Origin of the sequence: Microbacterium sp. MYb54 (assembly GCF_002979515.1) — a bacterium.
Classification (GTDB): domain Bacteria; phylum Actinomycetota; class Actinomycetes; order Actinomycetales; family Microbacteriaceae; genus Microbacterium.
Genome location: NZ_PCPA01000001.1, coordinates 338,619 through 350,982, shown reverse-complemented (window position 1 = coordinate 350,982; position 12,364 = coordinate 338,619). Strand labels below are relative to the sequence as shown.

Annotated in this window: 15 protein-coding genes and 1 tRNA gene; 6 read left to right on the top strand and 10 right to left on the bottom strand. The window is 66.4% G+C overall.

Annotated features, from left to right (window positions below):
• Positions 1–2 precede the first annotated feature (2 nt).
• Positions 3–1,118, bottom strand: a complete 1,116-nt coding sequence (pdhA, locus tag CQ040_RS01685; protein ID WP_105525401.1) for a pyruvate dehydrogenase (acetyl-transferring) E1 component subunit alpha — start codon at positions 1,116–1,118, stop codon at positions 3–5.
• A 171-nt stretch (positions 1,119–1,289) separates the two neighbouring features.
• Between pdhA and CQ040_RS01680 the strand changes: the two genes are divergently transcribed.
• Entirely contained in the window at positions 1,290–1,763 is a 474-nt protein-coding gene (locus CQ040_RS01680) for an Lrp/AsnC family transcriptional regulator (protein WP_105525402.1), read from the top strand.
• On the opposite strand, the gene CQ040_RS01675 is transcribed toward CQ040_RS01680, so the two are convergent.
• Positions 1,735–2,634 (bottom strand): alpha/beta fold hydrolase, encoded by a 900-nt coding sequence (locus tag CQ040_RS01675; RefSeq protein WP_105525403.1) that lies wholly within the window; start codon positions 2,632–2,634, stop codon positions 1,735–1,737. The two genes, CQ040_RS01680 and CQ040_RS01675, sit on opposite strands and share 29 nt — an antisense overlap.
• Before the next feature lie 66 nt (positions 2,635–2,700).
• Here CQ040_RS01675 and CQ040_RS01670 point away from each other — a divergent pair, with 66 nt between their 5' ends.
• The 3 genes from CQ040_RS01670 (at position 2,701) to CQ040_RS01660 (ending at position 4,930) form a co-directional block, all read left to right on the top strand.
• Positions 2,701–3,426 carry a 3'-5' exonuclease gene (locus CQ040_RS01670; protein ID WP_105525664.1) on the top strand — a complete coding sequence of 242 codons (726 nt, stop codon included), beginning with the start codon at positions 2,701–2,703 and terminating at the stop codon, positions 3,424–3,426.
• Between the two features lie 97 nt (positions 3,427–3,523).
• Entirely contained in the window at positions 3,524–4,438 is a 915-nt protein-coding gene (locus CQ040_RS01665) for a helix-turn-helix domain-containing protein (RefSeq protein ID WP_105525665.1), read from the top strand.
• Positions 4,439–4,612: 174 nt separating this feature from the next.
• Positions 4,613–4,930: a hypothetical protein gene (locus CQ040_RS01660; RefSeq protein ID WP_105525404.1), complete on the top strand. Its 318-nt coding sequence runs from the start codon at positions 4,613–4,615 to the stop codon at positions 4,928–4,930.
• Between the two features lie 45 nt (positions 4,931–4,975).
• Here the strand turns inward: CQ040_RS01660 and CQ040_RS01655 are convergent, their stop codons facing one another.
• On the bottom strand, positions 4,976–5,236 hold the full coding sequence (locus CQ040_RS01655) for a DUF6458 family protein (protein ID WP_105525405.1): 261 nt from the start codon (positions 5,234–5,236) through the stop codon (positions 4,976–4,978).
• Positions 5,237–5,351: 115 nt separating this feature from the next.
• Positions 5,352–6,572 carry a globin domain-containing protein gene (locus CQ040_RS01650; RefSeq protein ID WP_105525406.1) on the bottom strand — a complete coding sequence of 407 codons (1,221 nt, stop codon included), beginning with the start codon at positions 6,570–6,572 and terminating at the stop codon, positions 5,352–5,354.
• Positions 6,573–6,702: 130 nt separating this feature from the next.
• Between CQ040_RS01650 and CQ040_RS01645 the strand changes: the two genes are divergently transcribed.
• On the top strand, positions 6,703–7,335 hold the full coding sequence (locus tag CQ040_RS01645; protein ID WP_105525407.1) for a helix-turn-helix domain-containing protein: 633 nt from the start codon (positions 6,703–6,705) through the stop codon (positions 7,333–7,335).
• On the opposite strand, the gene CQ040_RS01640 is transcribed toward CQ040_RS01645, so the two are convergent.
• Together CQ040_RS01640 and CQ040_RS01635 are read right to left on the bottom strand one after the other, a co-directional pair.
• Positions 7,333–7,406: transfer RNA gene (locus tag CQ040_RS01640), tRNA-Ile, on the bottom strand. The two genes, CQ040_RS01645 and CQ040_RS01640, sit on opposite strands and share 3 nt — an antisense overlap.
• A gap of 30 nt (positions 7,407–7,436) precedes the next feature.
• The gene (locus tag CQ040_RS01635; protein ID WP_105525408.1) at positions 7,437–7,973 is read right to left on the bottom strand and encodes a gamma carbonic anhydrase family protein; all 537 of its coding nucleotides are present in this window, start codon (positions 7,971–7,973) and stop codon (positions 7,437–7,439) included.
• A 130-nt stretch (positions 7,974–8,103) separates the two neighbouring features.
• Here CQ040_RS01635 and CQ040_RS01630 point away from each other — a divergent pair, with 130 nt between their 5' ends.
• Positions 8,104–8,589, top strand: a complete 486-nt coding sequence (locus tag CQ040_RS01630; RefSeq protein ID WP_105525409.1) for a Dps family protein — start codon at positions 8,104–8,106, stop codon at positions 8,587–8,589.
• Positions 8,590–8,690: 101 nt separating this feature from the next.
• Here the strand turns inward: CQ040_RS01630 and CQ040_RS01625 are convergent, their stop codons facing one another.
• Genes CQ040_RS01625 through CQ040_RS01610 form a run of 4 tightly spaced genes read right to left on the bottom strand, consistent with a single transcriptional unit; the run spans position 8,691 to position 12,353 of the window.
• Positions 8,691–10,187 (bottom strand): amidohydrolase, encoded by a 1,497-nt coding sequence (locus tag CQ040_RS01625; RefSeq protein ID WP_105525410.1) that lies wholly within the window; start codon positions 10,185–10,187, stop codon positions 8,691–8,693.
• The gene (locus CQ040_RS01620; protein ID WP_105525411.1) at positions 10,184–10,828 is read right to left on the bottom strand and encodes an FMN-binding negative transcriptional regulator; all 645 of its coding nucleotides are present in this window, start codon (positions 10,826–10,828) and stop codon (positions 10,184–10,186) included. Before CQ040_RS01620 ends, CQ040_RS01625 begins: the two co-directional genes overlap by 4 nt.
• Positions 10,829–10,867: 39 nt before the next feature.
• Positions 10,868–11,866, bottom strand: coding sequence for an Fpg/Nei family DNA glycosylase (locus CQ040_RS01615; RefSeq protein WP_105525412.1), 999 nt, complete (start codon positions 11,864–11,866; stop codon positions 10,868–10,870).
• 1 nt (position 11,867) lies between these two features.
• Positions 11,868–12,353 carry a ribose-5-phosphate isomerase gene (locus tag CQ040_RS01610; RefSeq protein ID WP_021200523.1) on the bottom strand — a complete coding sequence of 162 codons (486 nt, stop codon included), beginning with the start codon at positions 12,351–12,353 and terminating at the stop codon, positions 11,868–11,870.
• Positions 12,354–12,364 lie beyond the last annotated feature (11 nt).

The window sequence follows — 12,364 nt, the reverse complement described above, 5'->3', positions numbered from 1 at the left end:
GCTCACACCTCGCTCTCGAACGACGCCAGGTAGGCGGCGTACTCATCGCGCTGACGCTCGAGACCGGTGTGCGGCTCGGCGTAGACACCGTCGAAGACAGCCAGCGGCGGCCGCGTGACCATACCGAGGCACGCCGCGCGCATCTCCTTAGCGACGGCGTCCGCAGCGGCCTGGGTCTCGGCAAGGTGCTCTTGCGTGAGCTCGCCGGCCGCGCGCAGATGTGCTTCGACGCGCGCGATCGGGTCACGGCGGCGCCAGGATTCGAGCTCAGCCTCGTCGCGGTAGCGCGTCGGATCATCCGCCGTCGTGTGCGGGCCCATTCGGTAGGTCACAGCCTCGATGTAGGCGGGGCCCTTGCCGGAGCGTGCGTGCTCCAGTGCCCATCGCATCGCAGCCATGCAGGCGAGAACGTCGTTGCCGTCGACCCGAACGCTCGGAATCCCGAACCCGGGCGCCCGCCCCGCGATCGGGTACTGCGACTGCACGGCGACGGGCTCGGAGATCGCCCAATGGTTGTTCTGGCAGACGAAGACCACAGGAGCCTGGTAGGACGCGGCGAAGATCATCGCTTCGTTGACGTCGCCCTGACTCGTCGCGCCGTCGCCGAAGTACGTCACAGCGACCTCGTCTGCACCATCGTGCTGGATGCCGATGGCGTAGCCCACCGCATGCAGCGTCTGGGCGCCGATGATGATCTGGAGAGGGGCGACTCCGAGCGCGGCCGGGTCGTATGCCGCGCCCTCTTCGCCGCGCCACATGCGCACGTAGTCGCCGGGCTGCGCGCCCCGAGCGTAGATCACGCCGGTCTCGCGATAGCTGGGGAAGACATAGTCCTCGGGTGCGATCGCGCGGGCCGTGCCGATCTGCGTGGCTTCCTGACCCTGGCACGGCGCCCACAGACCGAGCTGACCCTGCCGCTGGAGCGCCACCCCCTCGGCGTCGATCCGGCGGAGGATGACCATGTCCCGAAGCAGGGAGCGCAACTGTGCGGGGTCGACGTCGGCGACGAAGGGATCGAGCAGCGGGTTCGCGACACGGCTTCCATCCGGAGCCAGGATGCGCTCCGAGAGCTCTAGATCCTGGGCGGTGTCTGCGATGGGGGTGATCTGCGGTGACATCGTCGTCCTCCTCCTCCTCGGCGGCCCTCGTGAGGCTCCGCGCACTGATGCCAGCGTCATCACCGGCATGGTCTGAGAGTACGTCTGCTCAACACCTCGCTCAAGCATTCTGAGAGCGCTTGAGCATGTTGCTCAATTTGGGGTGATTCCCTACTGCTAGGGTTTGGCATTATGCCAGGACTGGACCGCATCGACCTCGAGCTTCTCGCCGCCCTCGCCGACGACCCGAGGACCACCGTCGTCGCGCTGGCGGAGAACCTGGGGCTCTCGCGCAACACGATCCAGGCGCGGATGGCCCGCCTGGAGCAGAGCGGGATCTTCCTCTCCTATGAGCGGTCGTTCTCCCCCGACGTGCTCGGCTTCCCGCTTCAGGCTTTCGTGAGCATCGGCGTGCGGCAGACGGAGTTGCCCCGCATCATCAACGAGCTCGCGCGGATTCCCGAGGTCGTGCAGGCCCACGGACTGAGCGGATCCATCGATCTACTGGCACGCGTGGCCTGTCGTGACGCACGACACCTGTTCGACACCGACGCGCGCATCCTGTCCATCGAAGGCGTGGAGCGCACCGAGACCTCACTCGCGATGGGCGAGGTCATCCCGTTCCGGGTGGCCGGGCTCATCGGCCTCGCGCGACGGGAATCCTGAGGAAGCGACGGACCGCGCCGGCTGCTTCTGCCGGCGTCTCGTAGTGGATGAGATGCCCGACATGGGCGATCTCGACCAGCGTCGCGTCCGGGAAGATCGTCGCCAGCTTCCGCTCCGCCTCGATCGGCGTGATGTCGTCGTGCTCGGCGGCGACCAACAGCGTCGGGACATCGATCTCGGGCGCGAACTCGCGTACGTCGTGGGAGACGCTCGCGATGAAGGCGTCGCGCAGGACGTCGCGGTCGGAGAACCGGGAGAAGTACGTGTCGTGCTGATCGTGGATGAACCGGCGGAGTTCGGGGTCCTTCGTCTTGGCCATGGTGATGCTCATCACACGGACGATGACGCGGTTGCGCAGCAGCGCGGTTCCGATCTTCTCGGGAAGACGGGCGCCGAGATCGTAGTAGAGCACCGCAAGACGCGTCATGAGCCCCTTGGGACCTTCGAGGGCCGGGGCGCCGATGGGATTCAGGAGGATCAGACGAGGCGTCTGCAGACCGCGGGCGACGGCCGCAGCCGTGACGATCGAGCCGAACGAGTGGCCGAGGATCACGGCACCGGGGGCGACTGCCGACGCGAAGTCTTCGAGCCATCCTGCGTACTCGTCGAGGTCGTGCGTACGTCCGGGCAACGGAGCCGACTCTCCGAATCCGGGAAGGTCCGCAGCGATCACGCGCACCTCGGGAAGATAGGCGAGCACCGGCTCGAGGCCATGGTGCTCACCGCGGAACCCGTGCACCGCGATCACCGTCGTCTCGGCGTCATCCGGTCCGTACACCCAGTAGGCCGTGGTCGCCCCGCGCACCTCGACCTCGTGACGCTGCACGGGAAGGCGACGAAGACGGTCCGCATACGGGGAAGGCACGGTCATCCCCTGAGTCTACGAGTCGCCGTGCGCCTTCTCCTGAATGTCAGCGGTCCGCCATACCGTGAGGGCATGCCATCCGGTCCCGCGCTTCCCGCCTGGCTCACTCGCGTCGGCGTGTTCGATCTCGAGACGACGGGCGTCGATGTCACCTCCGATCGCGTGGTCACCGCGTATGTCGGTGTTCTCGACGCGAACGGCAGGCAGATCGCCGCGCGCTCCTGGCTCGCAGACCCCGGAATCCCGATCCCTGAAGGCGCGACCGCGGTGCATGGGATCAGTACCGAGCATGCCCGAGCGCACGGTCGCCCGGCGCGCGAGGTCGTCGCCGAGGTCACGGCGGCTCTGAGATCGCTGTTCGAGCAGGGCGTGCCGGTCGTCGCCTACAACGCTTCGTATGACTTCTCGCTGCTGGCCTGCGAAGCCGCGAGGAAAGGAATCGAACCACTCGTCGATCCTTCCCCGGTGATCGATCCGCTCGTGATCGACAAGGCGTACGACCGCTACCGGCGGGGCCGACGCACCCTCGAGGTCGTAGCGGCACACTATGCCGTCCCCCTCGAGAGTGCGCACGAGGCGTCGGCCGATGCGATCGCCGCTGGGCGCGTCGCCCAAGCGCTGGCCCGCCAGTTCAGCCTTCCCTCGACTCCGACAGAGCTGCATACCCAGCAGATCAGCTGGGCCCGCTCGCAGGCCGCGAGCCTCACGGAGTACTTCGTGAAGCTCGGCCGTCTCGACCCCGAGGACTCGCTCGACGGAAGCTGGCCGGTGCGATCGAATCGATCCATCGAAGGTTGAAGCCCACGACCGGTCAGGGCGAGATCGCGCCTGTGTCACCGGGAGCCGCCACCCCGATGTCGTGACGGGGAAGGTGTACAAGAACAAGGAGGAGCCCATGCAGTTCACGTCGACCGACGTCGAGCAGGTGGAATCGACGTGGCAGCAGTTCGTCCCGTCGTCTTCGCTGCAGAACGCTGATCCTCGCGACTTCCGTTTCGATTGGCGCTCCGAAGAACTCGATTCAGCGACGCTGGTCGACTACCGGCTCGCTGCCCAGGTGCATTCCCGAGCCGAGCCTCAGGAACAACTGCTCGTATGTCGTGTCGAGGCACCGGATGCTCGCGTCTGGTCCGAGCGTCAGAATCTCGACGCGCATTCGCCCTGGATCTCGGATGGCGCCAGGGTGGAAGCCAAGTGGGATCGGTCTGCTCGAGTTCGTGCCTTCGTCTTCGACCATCAGGCTGCACAGAACCGCGCCAGGCAGATCACGGGCGACGATGCACGTGAACTGCGAGCAACCGGTCTCATGCCGCATTCCGCCACCGATGCCCAGCGCTGGGAGCGGATGTTCGGGTACATCGACCAGGTGCTCGGTATGTCCGGCGCCGAGCCGCTGCTGGCCGCCGAGCTCGCGCGTCATGCGCTGACGATGACCCTCTCCGCCTTTCCCACGACATTCACCGAATCCCTCCGCCGCCCCGCACAGCGCGCGGGTGCCCCGGCATCCGTCCGCCGAGCCCTCGCCTACATCGACGCGAACGCGCACCTCGCGATCACGATCGATGATGTCGCTGCTGCGTCGTACATCTCGACAAGAGGGCTCCAGTACGCCTTCCGGCGGGCACTCGACATCACACCTGCCGATGCGCTGCGTCGGGCTCGTCTCGACGGCGCACACCGCGACCTCCGCAACGGCGATGGCCGCTCCGTCGGTGAAGTCGCTCGGCGATGGGGCTTCAGCAACTCCTCACGGTTCGCCGCGGCCTACCGAGACGCGTTCGGTGCTCCGCCCGCTCTGCCTTCTCCGTGACATCTGGCGAAGACTCTGTTCGCATCACGCGGCGGGTCGCGGCCGGAAGCCAGTGGTCCCGCCCCTTGGTGGTTAGAGTTCGAGTATCCCGGACCGCCTTCTCGGTCCTTCAAGCACGCCATCGAGGAGAACCATGGTCCATGCCCCGTACACCGCCGAATCGTTCTGTCTCTGATGGGCAGCCTTTACTACGGCGACGCGAGGACGCCCATTCAGATAGATGACCGCGCACTCGCACACCTGAAGGTCGTCATCGCCACCAAACTCCGCCGCAACGAGAGCTTCACACTCTCCTGGAGGCACCCCGAGGGCGATGCGCCCGGACGCTCCACGCTGTGGCTGCACCCGTCGATCCCCCTCCGGTTCGTGTTCCAGGAAGCGGAGACGCCCGACCTGAGCCGGAAGTGGATCGAGGAGCTCGCGCATTCGGCCAGTTCCAGCGGAGGGATCACTCTCGTCGAAGAGCACCTCGAGAGCAGTACCGCAGACTGACGGCGTTCCTCACCCTCGGCACCCGAAGGTCGTCAGCCGCTACCGTCACACACCTTCTTCGCCGCTGGAGCTGACAGATCGACGAGTCGTCGGCTCGCCGGTCGCCGGGTCGACGAAGGTGCGAGAGACCGTCTCGGTCCGGCGCCGACGTGCCAGCAGCACGATGCCGATCAGGAAGACGATCACTCCTGCGCCCATCAGGATGTATCCGACCATGTCGAGATCGATCCACGGCACGTCGACGTTCACCGCGAAGACGAGGATCGCCCCGATCACGAAAAGTGCGATTCCGCTGCCGATGCTCATGGTGCCTCCCGTTCTGCGGCGCGGTGCCGCACCCACGAAGGATGGCGTGACGCGGACGTACCGGGGAGGGGCTTGACAGCCGCATGGATGTGCCCCTCCCCCGTCCACGCCGGCATCAGGCCGCGTCAGACGTGGGCTGCTGCGCCCACAGATCCGGCCCGAACACCTCGTAGGAGATGCGTTCCGCAGGGATGCCGCGCGCGATGAGTGTCGTTCGTGCGGCCCGCATGAATGCGAGCGGCCCGCACATGAAGACCACCGCATCATCGGGCAGGTCGACCTCGGCGAGGTCCATTCTTCCGGGAAGTGCGGGATGCAGGGTCGGCGCGGCCTCCGCATCCATCTCGTACCAGTTCTGCGCCTTGGCATCGTCCATCGCCAGAACCTGTCGCCGCAGCGAAGCGTAGAGCGCATGGCTGTCGTGGGCGCGATCGGCGTGGAACAGTCGAACGGTTCGGCCAGGTGAACGGCGCGACAGGTCCTCGAGGATCGCGGCGATCGGTGTGATGCCGATGCCTGCCGATACCAGGATGAGAGGGTGTTCCGCCTCGTCGAGAACGACATCGCCCGCGGGCTGGGACACATCGAGCTCCGTGCCGGGATGGCCATGCTGGTGCAACCAGGTCGAAACCTGTCCATCCGGCGTCTCACCGACACCGCGCACGCGCTTCACCGTCACCCGCAGTGAGTCACCGCGCGGACCGGACGAGATCGTGTACTGGCGGGGTTGACGCGAGCCGTCGGGGAGGTCGACGGCGATGGCCACGTACTGGCCGGTGCGATGCGAGGCGACTTCACCCGACACCGGAGAGAGAAGGAGGGAGATCACATCCTCCGACTCCTCGATCCGTTCGACGACCCGGTGCCTGCGCCACGGCTGTTCGGGATTCGTGCCGCCCAGCGCATAGAGCTTCGCCTCTTCGGCGATGAGCGAGCATCCGAAGAGCCAGTAGACCTCATCCCACGCGGCACGCACCTCGGGGGTGACGGCGTCGCCCAGAACGGTACCGACCGCGTCGAGGAGGTAGTGTCCGACGATCGTGTACTGGCGCGCCTGGATGCCGAGTGACACGTGCTTGTGCGCGATCCGACGCATGACCGGGGTGAAGTCGGGAGCATCCGGATCGATGAGCTGCACGGCGAACGCGACCACCGACGCTGCCAAGGCCTTCGGCTGCTCTCCGATAGCCTGATTCGCGCGGTTGAACACGTGCAGAAGCTCCGGGTGCGCCGCGAACATTCCTCGATAGAACAGCGTCGTGATCTCGTCGGCATGTTCTGCGACGACTCCGGCGGTCGCGCGTACGACCGCTTCTGACTCCGATGAGAGTTTCATGACTTCCTTTCACTTCACCGTCATGGTTCTCCCACCCTCGTCACTGGTGTCGGACGCCGCTGACGGTTTCACCGGGTTATTTCCGGTCGAACGGATGACGCGGCCGCTGCCGCCCGTCTAGCCTCGCCACATGCCCCGCCGTGCCCATGACTTCCGCGGACTGACGCAACCTCGTCGGCTCCGACTGCTTCGCGCCATCCAACAGACACCGGGATGCCGTGCCGGTGCCTTGGCCGAGGAGAGCGGAATACCGCTCAACACCGTGCGGGATCACCTCAAGGTGCTCGAAGACGAGGGGCTCATCCGCACCGAGACTCTGCACACGGGCGAGCGAGGTCGCCCTCCGGTCGTGTTCCATCCCGTGCGTGACGCATCATCGAGCATGGTGGCACGCAGGCGCGTCGAAGGGGCGAGCGCGAGGGGGCGAATGCTCCGCGCGGTATCAGGCGATGCTCCGCCGACACTCGGCGACGAGGCGCTGCGGCAGGTCGACGCACTGTACGAACATCTCGACGATGCCGGATTGAACCCCGTCGTCGACGAAGACTCCCTGCAGTTCGACCTTGCGCCTTGCCGCTACCACGAGCTGCTCGACGAGGATCAGGAGCTCGTCTGCGGTGTGCACGCGCAGCTCGTACGGGATGTTCTCCAGCACAGCGGCGGACCGCTCGAGGTGCAGCGCCTCGAGCCGTTCGTGTCGGCGCACCGCTGCACGCTCATGCTTACCCGTGCGGGGTCTGGCTCAGCTCGCGACGAAAAGTAGGGCGGGCGGGACTTGAACCCGCGATCGTTGGGTTATGAGCCCACTGCCTTAACCAGCTTGGCCACCGCCCCGTACACGATCCAGCCTAGCGGCCGGAGAACTCAGACCGGAGTCGCGGCCGCGTGCGTCTGGAGGTGTCCGAGGTAGATGTCGGCGTTCGCGATCAGACCGGCTCTCTCTTCTTCGCTGAGCATGCGACGTACTTTGGCGGGTACGCCGGCGATGAGCGATCCTGCGGGTACGTCCGTTCCGCCGAGGACGACCGCACCTCCGGCGATCAGGCAGCCAGCGCCGATCACCGCTCCGCTGAGGATCACCGAGCCCATGCCGATCAGCGTTCCGTCGCCGACGGTGCACCCGTGTACGACGGCGTTGTGCCCGATCGACACCTTGGCGCCGATCACGACGGGATGCCCGGAGTCGACGTGCATCGAGACGTTGTCCTGAACGTTGGAGCCGGGGCCGATCACGATCTCGGCGGAGTCGCCCCGCAGAACCGCGTTGTACCAGACGCTGGAACCGGCCGCGAGGGAGACATCCCCCACGATGCGCGCACCGTCTGCGACGAATGCTGTGGGGTCGATCGTCGGCGTGCTGTTCGGCAGGGCGAGGACAGAGGCTCCGGCTGCGATGCTCATGAGGCGAGACTACCCTCACTTCCGCGGAATCACGCGGAAGTGAGCCCAGCCTCAGCTTGCTTGCGGAATGTCTGAGGCTGAGTAGCGTTGTCTACATCAGATACGAGAATCCGTTCCAGAGGAGCACAAGATGAGCAAGGCACAGACCGTTTCCACCACCGCCATCGACCCGACCGTGGCTGCAGGGGCGGCCCAGTTCCTCTCCCCTGTCGTCCTCGGTCTGCAGGCACTGACAATCAACGGCAAGCAGGCCCACTGGCACGTCCGTGGAGCGAACTTCGTCGGTGTCCACGAGCTGCTCGACACGATCGTCGCCCACGCCGGTGACTTCGCCGACACCGCTGCAGAGCGGATCGTCGCGCTCGGCCTGCCGATCGACGCTCGCGTGAGCGCCGTCGCCGACAAGGTCGGCAACACGACGGTTCCCGCCGGCTTCACCCAGTCCGACGAACTGATCCGTGCGGTCATCTCCGACATCGACGCGATCCTGGTCGACGTCAAGGCTGCAGTCGAAGGCCTCGACGAGGTCGACCTGACCAGCCAGGACGTCGCGATCGAGATCCAGCGCGGACTCGAGAAGGACCGCTGGTTCCTGGTCTCGCACATCGCAGCCTGATCGCAGTCATCAACGCCTGATCGCAGTCATCAACGACTGACACCTGGATAAGGGGTGGTCTTCGGTTCGCCGAGGACCACCCCTTCTTCGTTGTCCTCGAGCTACCTCGAGTGCGTGATGCGTCCTGCCAGCACCGTCGACAAGACGGACATCGACCGGAGCACCTCCCGCGTCGCGTTACGGGGATCGGAGCCGCAGAGCACGATGTCTGCCGGCTCGCCCGGGCGCAAGGCGGAGCGCACGCTCGCTTCGAGTGCCTGGTCGACGGTGACCCGCTCCTCCGGGTGCCAAGGAGCGCGGTCGTCGTCGGTGCGTGAGACCGCTGCCGAGATCGCGTGCCACGGATCGAGTTCGGACACCGGGGCGTCGGATCCGAAACGCAGCTCTGCTCCAGCATCGCGGAGTGACGCCAATGGATAGCCGATCGCCGTCTGCTCCGACCAATGACGGTCGACCAGATCGCGGTCGTCGACAGCGTGCTGCGGCTGAACGCTGGCGATGACCCCGAGACGGGCGAACCGTGCCAGATCGGCATGCCGCACGAGCTGCACATGCTCGATCGATCCGACAGCACCGGTCGTGGTGAACGCGTCAAGCGCCGACGTGATCGCCCGGTCGCCGATCGCGTGCACGGCCACCGCCAACCCCGCCCCGGTGGCGCGGGTCAGGAGCTCGACGAGTTCATCCGATGGCACCGTCAGCATCCCGAAATTGGCGGGGTCCCCCGGATAGGCGTGGGAACAAGCGGCCGTTCGCGTACCGAGCGAACCGTCGGTGATGACCTTCAGCGGCCCGACATGCACGAGCCCGCGGCCGCCCTCCGGTGCGTCGGGCGCCTCCCGGAGTTCGCCCGTCCGAAGCCCTGCTGTGATCGCTCGGTCGAGGTCGAACGGGTACATCGCGAACTCGACACGGTGCGAGGCGAAGCCCGCCTGCACGCGCCGCGGCCAGGCCTCGGCACTCCACGCCATGTCGAAGTCGACGAGGCCTGTGATGCCCCGCGCAGCGGCTTGCTCTCCGGCCTGTTGCATCGCGCGGTCGCCATGCTCGGGATCGACCGCGTTCAGACGCCGCGAGATCTCGAACGCATCCGTCTCCCGCAGCACGCCGTCCTCGCTTCGTAAGCCTTCACGAGCGAGAGCGGCCGTGTTGAGCCAGACACTGTGGACGTCGGCATTGATGAGATACGTCGGGACGGTGCCGGTCCTGGCATCCAGGAGATCGAGCGACGGCCGATCCGGCCAGAGGGCGTCTCGGAATCCGGTGCCGACTCGTCGCCCGTCGGGCAGAGCGTCGACACCGCTCATGGCCTGCGCAGCAGCGGCGGCGGAAGCCGCATGCCCCAGCGGAGCGCGCTCCGATGTCAGGGCCCATTGAACCGTGTGGACGTGGTTGTCCCAGAGCCCGGGCACGGCCCACGCTCCATCGGCTTCGATGACTTCGCCCCGAACCGGCAGCGAGCCGGTCGGCGCTATGTCGGCGATGCGTCCATCGGCGATGAAGACATCCACCGGTTCGTCATCGATCAGGAACTCTCGTCCCGGCCCGGCGATCCGTACGGCTCTGATGGTGTCGATCACCGTTCCGCGGTCTGTCACTGCTGCTGTCCTCCCCGGCGCGCATCCTGTGCACGCCGCATCTCCGCGGCGAGAGCCGGGTTCGAGTACGGTCCGTCGGTCGCAAGGGCGGCGATCACCGTCTCGATCGTCTCCGGCGACTTGTTCTGGCTGAGCTTCCGTTTGGCGACGACGCGGGTCGGCGTCATACGGAACCCGACTGTTCCGGACGCGAGCCGCTGCACGTAGGCGGGCTCGTTCGGACGCTCCCACATCAGACGCGGCTCAGGCATCCGTGACTCGAAGCGCTCCACAAGCTGGTCGAGCACGGTCAGATTCTCTTCATCGCTCAGGATCTCGGGTACGCCGGCAAGATGCACGGCGGTGTAGTTCCACGTGGGCACTGCCGCGACGTCTCCGTACCACTCCGGTGAGACGTAGCCGTGTGGCCCCTGGAACACCACGAGCAGCTCCCGCTCCCCCATCCCATGGATGAGGTCGTCCGGACGGCCGACGTGCCCGACGATGGTCAGGTCTTCGCGAGCCTCGTCGAGCACCACGGCGTAGTGGGAGGCGACAAGCCCGTCGTCACCGGCGCTCATGATCGTCGCCCACGGATTGGCCTCGATCACACGTCGGATCTCTGTCACGTCGGCCAACGTGAAACTGGGATTCTGTCGCATGCGATCAGCCTAGGACTGATGCGGCGACGTGGCGCGTGGTCATGCCTGACAACGAGGGCACCAATAGAGCTTGCGTGCGCCGATCTCCTCGAGTGCTATCTCCGTGCCGCAGATCCGGCACGGCAGACCAGCCCGGTGATACACCCAGTGCCGGTCGTCCCGGTTGGCCATCGCCGCCCGGTAGTCCTGGCCGGTGAGCCCGTCCATGGTCATCATCTGACCGGTCTCGACACCGACCGCGAGCAGTCGTACCCAGTCGTGCCAGAGCGCGCGCACGACGTCCTCGGGCACGTCCCGACCGGGCGTGTGCGGGTTCAGCCGCTGCCGGAAGAGCATCTCGGCGCGATAGACGTTTCCGATGCCGCTCACGACCGACTGGTCCATCAGCAGCAGTGCGATGACCGTCGATTTCTTCCCGACTGCTCGAACGAATCGCTCCTCGTTCTCGACCGGATCTCCGACCAGCGGATCCGGCCCCAGCTTCGCCACAGTCGCGAGCATCTCCTCGGGCGTCTGCAGCACGCAGGCCGTCGGACCACGGAGGTCCGCAGCGGTGATGTCGGTCATCAGGCGCAGACGCACCTGTCCGACGACGGGCGGCGGCCACTCCATACCCTCGTCGGCCAGACCCTTCGTCTGCTCCGACATGCGGACATGCACCCGCGTGCGACGCGGCGCACCGATCGATGACAGCGAGTTCTCGCCCGCGTCATCGAGGATCGGCTCATCGAGGACGGTACCGCGCTGATTCGTCTGCCCCATCCGCCCGTTGGCCGAGGCGATGGTCGGGTCGATGATGATCTCGCCCGCGAAGTCCCAGGCGCCATAGAGACCGAGGTGCACGCGGAGCCAGAGATCGCCTTCCGTCTCCAAGAACATCTGCTTGCCGACGGCCTGCACGCTCACCGCCGCGCGTCCGTCGAGAACGGAGGCCCCCTCGGCGAACCGGCCCTGTGGGCTGGAGGCGCTCAATGCTTTGCCGACGAAGTTGCGATCGAACTGCCGAGCGATGCGGTGGACGGAATGACCCTCGGGCATCTCAGGCCCGCGGGTCCGGGAGAAGCGAGCCGTCGCGCTCGAAGTCCGCGATCTGGCCGATGCGACGCACATGGCGCTCATCGCCTGAGAACGGAGTCTCGATGAAGCGGTCGATGAACGACGTCACCTCATCGTAGGTATGCTGCCGAGCGCCGATGGAGATCACGTTGGCATCGTTGTGCTCTCGAGCGAGTTCCGCCGTCGAGAGGTTCCAGACGAGCGCCGCACGCACGCCTTCGACCTTGTTCGCGGCGATCTGCTCACCATTGCCGGAACCTCCGAAGACGACGCCGAGCGCTTCGACACCCGCCCGCTGATCGGCGATGACGGCCTGGGCCGCGCGGATGCAGAACGCGGGATAGTCATCGACCGCGTCGTACTCGATCGGACCATGATCGACGACCTCGTGGCCGGCGGCGCGCAGGTGTCCCTGCAGCTGCGTGGAGAAGTCGAGTCCCGCGTGGTCGGTGGCGATGTGGATGCGCATGGCTCCCATCC